The 4,493-nt window shown below is 56.9% G+C and carries 4 protein-coding genes; 3 read left to right on the top strand and 1 reads right to left on the bottom strand.

The window, feature by feature from the left end:
- A partial coding sequence (locus ACY69P_RS14450; RefSeq protein ID WP_462327979.1) for a lipoate--protein ligase family protein occupies positions 1-547 on the bottom strand: 547 nt, incomplete at its 3' end.
- A gap of 522 nt (positions 548-1,069) precedes the next feature.
- On the opposite strand from ACY69P_RS14450, the gene ACY69P_RS14445 reads away from it, so the two are divergent.
- The 3 genes from ACY69P_RS14445 to corA all read left to right on the top strand — a co-directional run.
- On the top strand, positions 1,070-1,879 hold the full coding sequence (locus ACY69P_RS14445) for a ParA family protein (protein ID WP_459902222.1): 810 nt from the start codon (positions 1,070-1,072) through the stop codon (positions 1,877-1,879).
- A gap of 3 nt (positions 1,880-1,882) precedes the next feature.
- Positions 1,883-3,436 (top strand): hypothetical protein, encoded by a 1,554-nt coding sequence (locus tag ACY69P_RS14440; RefSeq protein WP_462327978.1) that lies wholly within the window; start codon positions 1,883-1,885, stop codon positions 3,434-3,436.
- 44 nt (positions 3,437-3,480) lie between these two features.
- A partial coding sequence (gene corA, locus ACY69P_RS14435; RefSeq protein ID WP_462327977.1) for a magnesium/cobalt transporter CorA occupies positions 3,481-4,493 on the top strand: 1,013 nt, incomplete at its 3' end.

Raw genomic sequence — 4,493 nt, 5'->3', positions numbered from 1 at the left:
CGATATTCGTCACGCGCTTGCGCACGCTCTTGACGGCTTTGTCCTTGTACTTTTCGGGGTCTACGCGCAGCGCGCCTGATATGTCCGTCACATCCGAAGAAAACAGCAATGTTCCGTGATGGAGAACGCGCCCCGCTGCGATATGCTGGGCATTGCCCGAGACCTTGCGTCCATCAATGACAAGGTCATTTCGCCCATCAAAAGAGCACATCACCCTCATGCGCCCCAGCGCCTCCACAATGGGCGTGGTAAACCGCAGGAAATCCAGCGCGCCGCCCCCGGCGTCGTTGGAGATGAAGGTAAAGTTGATATTCCCAAGGTCATGGAACACGGCCCCGCCGCCAGAGAGGCGCCGCACCACGGGAATGCCACGCTCACGGACAAAGTCTACATCAATCTGCGCTAGCGTATTCTGATTGCGCCCCACAATCACCGCCGGAGCATTGCGCCACAACATGAACACTTCATCCTGCGTGTTCATGAGCAGCCACTCTTCCGCCGCAAGGTTAAACGCCGGATCCGTAGACGTATTCATAATATATCGCATAAAGCCTCCTGCTCGGAATATCTGCAAAACACGGGCCTTCATCGTGTATCAGCACGTCTTCCCGTGGCGGCATCCTTGGCGACGGGCACGGGGCTCGGCCCGCGTCTCCAGCCACCGCTTTTTCACCAATTGATGGCATATGGCACATGTGCACCACGGCTGCGCTCCAGCCTGTACGCTTGGCCTGCCTCTCCACAGGAGAGGCTCGATCCGAAAGGGCACAAAACCACAACCTTATCCCTATGGTGGATGACTTCCGGGAAAAATTCTCCCCGCTTTGCTCCCCGCGCAATTCTTCCTGAAATTCAAGCAATACGGATTTTGCGTACCGAAAACACGAACACAACATCCCGAAATCACTGATTCTTCAAACCGGGGAGAGTCCCCCCACCCAGCTTCCCCATGAAGAGGAAAAGATAGAGCCATGCAAAAAACCGCTTGACAAGACAAAGCATAGCCCTTGACTTTCACCCTTTTTAGGGGAACATATCCGTATCAATACAAAAAGAGAGGAATTCCCGCATGGCCACCGTAATCTCGTTCTGCAACCAGAAGGGCGGCGTCGCCAAAACGACGAGCGTCATAAACATCGCGCACTGCCTGGCAAAGTACCATGGCCAGCGTGTTCTGGTTATCGACACCGACCCCCAGCACAACGCCACGCTGATCCTTGGCACCATGTCGCCCTTTGACTACCCGCTCACGTTTGCCAACATCATCCGGGACGAAAAGACCGAGATGGGGCTGTGCATTTTCCCCACCAAGTATCCGCGCCAGTCTGAAAAGAGTGATTACCCTCGCCTCTCCCTCGTGCCAAGCAATATGGACATGTTCGGGCTGGACAGCGGCGGCGTGGAAGCCAAAAACGCCTTTATCGCCCTCAAGAGCAAGCTCACGCCCGAGGTGCACGAGCAGTACGACTACATCCTTATCGACTGCCCGCCAAATATCAACGTTGCCCTCAACAACGCCCTTGCCGCCAGTGACTTTTACCTCATTCCGGTCAAGTCCGAGGACTGGTTCGCGCTCAAAGGCATGCAGCAGCTCCTGAGCCACATTGAGTTCATCAAAGAATCCTTCAACCCCGATCTGGATATCATCGGCTCGCTCATCACTATGATCGACAAGCGCACCAAGCTGTCCGAATCCATGAGCACCGCCATATCCACATTCTTCCGCGACGCCATCTTCGACGCCGCCATCCGCAACAATACGGCCATCAATCGCGCCACCTCGCGGCAGAAGACCATTTTTGACGACGACCCCAAGTCCAACGGTGCGGCGGACTATCAGGCCGTCACCAAAGAAATACTCCAACGCGCGCAGGAGTAACCCATGGCCGCAGGCTCCTCCTACTCCGATATGATCAAGCAGGCGAAGGAAGTCGCCGCGCAGGAAAAGGCAAAAAGCGCCCAGCGCTCCGCCAAGCGCAAGAAAGCTTCGCCCAAGGAAGACCCCATGGCCGCCCAGCTCTTGGCGGACCTTGAGGACAATCCGTACCAGAAGTTTACCCACGATATTTCGGAGGACGCCACAGACACCACTCCCGCCCCGGCCGCGCAGAGCGCGGCTCCCGTTGCTGAACCGGCGCCAAGGACACCGGACACGTATCCGGACACCATACCGGACAGTCCGGAGTCAACACCGGATACAATCCGGACAGGTGACCGGACTGTATCCGGAGAAAAAACCGGACAGTATCCGGAGTGTCCTCAGGACAGTCCGGTATCGCATACGGACAGCACTCCGGACACAACACCGGACACTTCCCAAAAGCACAACCGGACACATACACCGGACACGATAAAGGACACCCAACCGGATACAAATCCGGATGCCACGGCGGATACATATACCGAGCAGGATTCCTCCTCTCTGCTGGCCATGTTCGAACCGCGTCAGCGCCTGCGTATTTCCGGCAAACGAGCTGAAATTTTGCGCCTGCTCATCGCCATATCCAAAGAGAAAGGCGACAGCATTATCACCGTAACGCTCAGCGCCATCGCTAAACATTTTGCCACGAACTATGACTATATCCGCCACTCCATCACGGCGCTGGAGAAAAAGGGCGTCCTGACCAAACTCCAGAGCACCAAGCGCTCCGGCATCCAGATCAGGCTGGATAAATCCCTGTGCGCCGAGTTCATGAAAACCATATCTGCGGACCCTGTACCGGGCTTCATATCGGGCAACATACCGGACCGGACACCGGACACCCATCCGGACAGTGTCAAACAGGTCGATACCGGACATAAGACCGGACACCTAACCGGACAGGATGACCGCACCCTAAAATCCCCCCTATTAGTAAGTAAGAAAGAAACTTACTTGCAAAGAGAAGAGCCAGAAGAAGCCGAGAGCGAACATAAAGACGCAACAACATGGGGGATGAGCTCCGAGACCATCGCCGCGGCATGGCCTCACCTGGCCAAGGCAGGGTGGACCCGAAACCAGATGCGTCAGCTTAGGCAGGTCTTCGAAGGCCGAGGCATCGACTTTGCTCCCTTACGGCAAGCCCTCAATCACGCAGAATGGGAACTGGCCACAAAGGGACAGCTCTCGGACAAAAGCGGGACCACCGTAGCCAATCCTGTGGCGTGGCTTTTTGGGGCCCTCAAAAAAACGGGGTACTACGCCCGTCCTGACGGCTACGAAAGTCCACAGGAACAATACGCCCGTGAGCAAGCTGAAGAAGCCCAGCGCATTGCCAAGTATCGCAAAGCCGCCGAGCAGATGGAAAAGCAGGACGCCACGGACGCCGCAATGCAGTGGTACAGGCAGCTGCCCGAAAAGGAGCAGGAAAACATCCTCAAGCGCCAACCCGGTGGCGGATCCACACCGCAGGAGCCGTGGATTTTACGCGAGTATAAGCGCACCAAGAACTCTTAAGCCAGAGCACGTGGTCGTGCCGTAAGCCACGCCAAGGAGCACGCATGGCACGGTTTCTCAAAAAACGGCGACATAAGGCGGGACAATCTCCCGGCGCTATTGTTTTCGTGGGTGAACGCAAGATTGAGACGCCGCGCCTTCGGGTAATGGATTTTGACGAAGACGGCGTGCGCGAGGCGGTTCCCGAGGGGCCGGGCGAGCTTGCGCAGTACGTGGCTAAGCCATCCACCAGCTGGGTGAATGTGGACGGCGTCCATGACGCCCAGCTTCTTCGCGAGATGGGAGAGGCATTTGCTATTCCGCCTCTCGTGCTTGAGGACATTGCCAATACGGGGCAGCGTCCGGTCTTTGAGGCCTTTCCAGATGTGCTTTTTGTGTCGCTTAAGATGCTTTCCTTGGCTGAGGACGGCCTTACCGTGCGGGCGGAGCAACTCAGCGCCGTGTTGACCCCAACGTGTGTGCTGACGTTCCAGGAGCGTCCCGGGACCGTCTTCGAACCTGTGCGGGAGCGCATCCGCAGGCCTTCTGGCCGTTTGCGCCGTCTTGGCCCAGCATACCTCTTGTACGCTCTCCTCGACTGTGTGTTCGAAAACGCGCTGAGGGTGGTGGAGACCCTTGGCGAGCGCATTGAGGATCTCGAAGACGAGGTCCTTAGCGATCCCGGTCCGGAACTGCTGGAGACGTTGACAACCGCCCGGCGTGAGATGGCCTATGTCCGCAAAGCCGTGCGTCCGGCGCGTGAGCTTGTGCTCAAGATGCTGCGTAGCGACAGCGACCTTGTCCCGGAATCCGTCATCCCCTATCTGCGCGATTTGCGCGACATGGCGGAGCAGACCGTGGACGTGGTTGAAGTCTATCGCGAGATGCTGGGGGACCATTTGGCCGCCTACAATATGGCTGTGGCCAACCGCCTGAATGACGTCATGAAATTCCTAACCATCTTCTCCACCATTTTTATTCCTCTGTCCTTTCTTGCCGGGGTCTACGGCATGAACTTCGACGTGATGCCCGAACTGCACACGCGGTATGGGTATTTTATTCTGCTGGGCATCATGGG

Source organism: Desulfobaculum sp. (assembly GCF_054921475.1).
This window is presented reverse-complemented; position numbering and strand designations above follow the sequence as displayed.

Excerpts from the sequence above, each read along its gene's own strand:
- ACY69P_RS14445 (WP_459902222.1), top strand. The coding sequence starts at position 1,070 with ATGGCCACCGTAATCTCGTTCTGCAACCAGAAGGGCGGCGTCGCCAAA.
- ACY69P_RS14440 (WP_462327978.1), top strand. The coding sequence starts at position 1,883 with ATGGCCGCAGGCTCCTCCTACTCCGATATGATCAAGCAGGCGAAGGAA.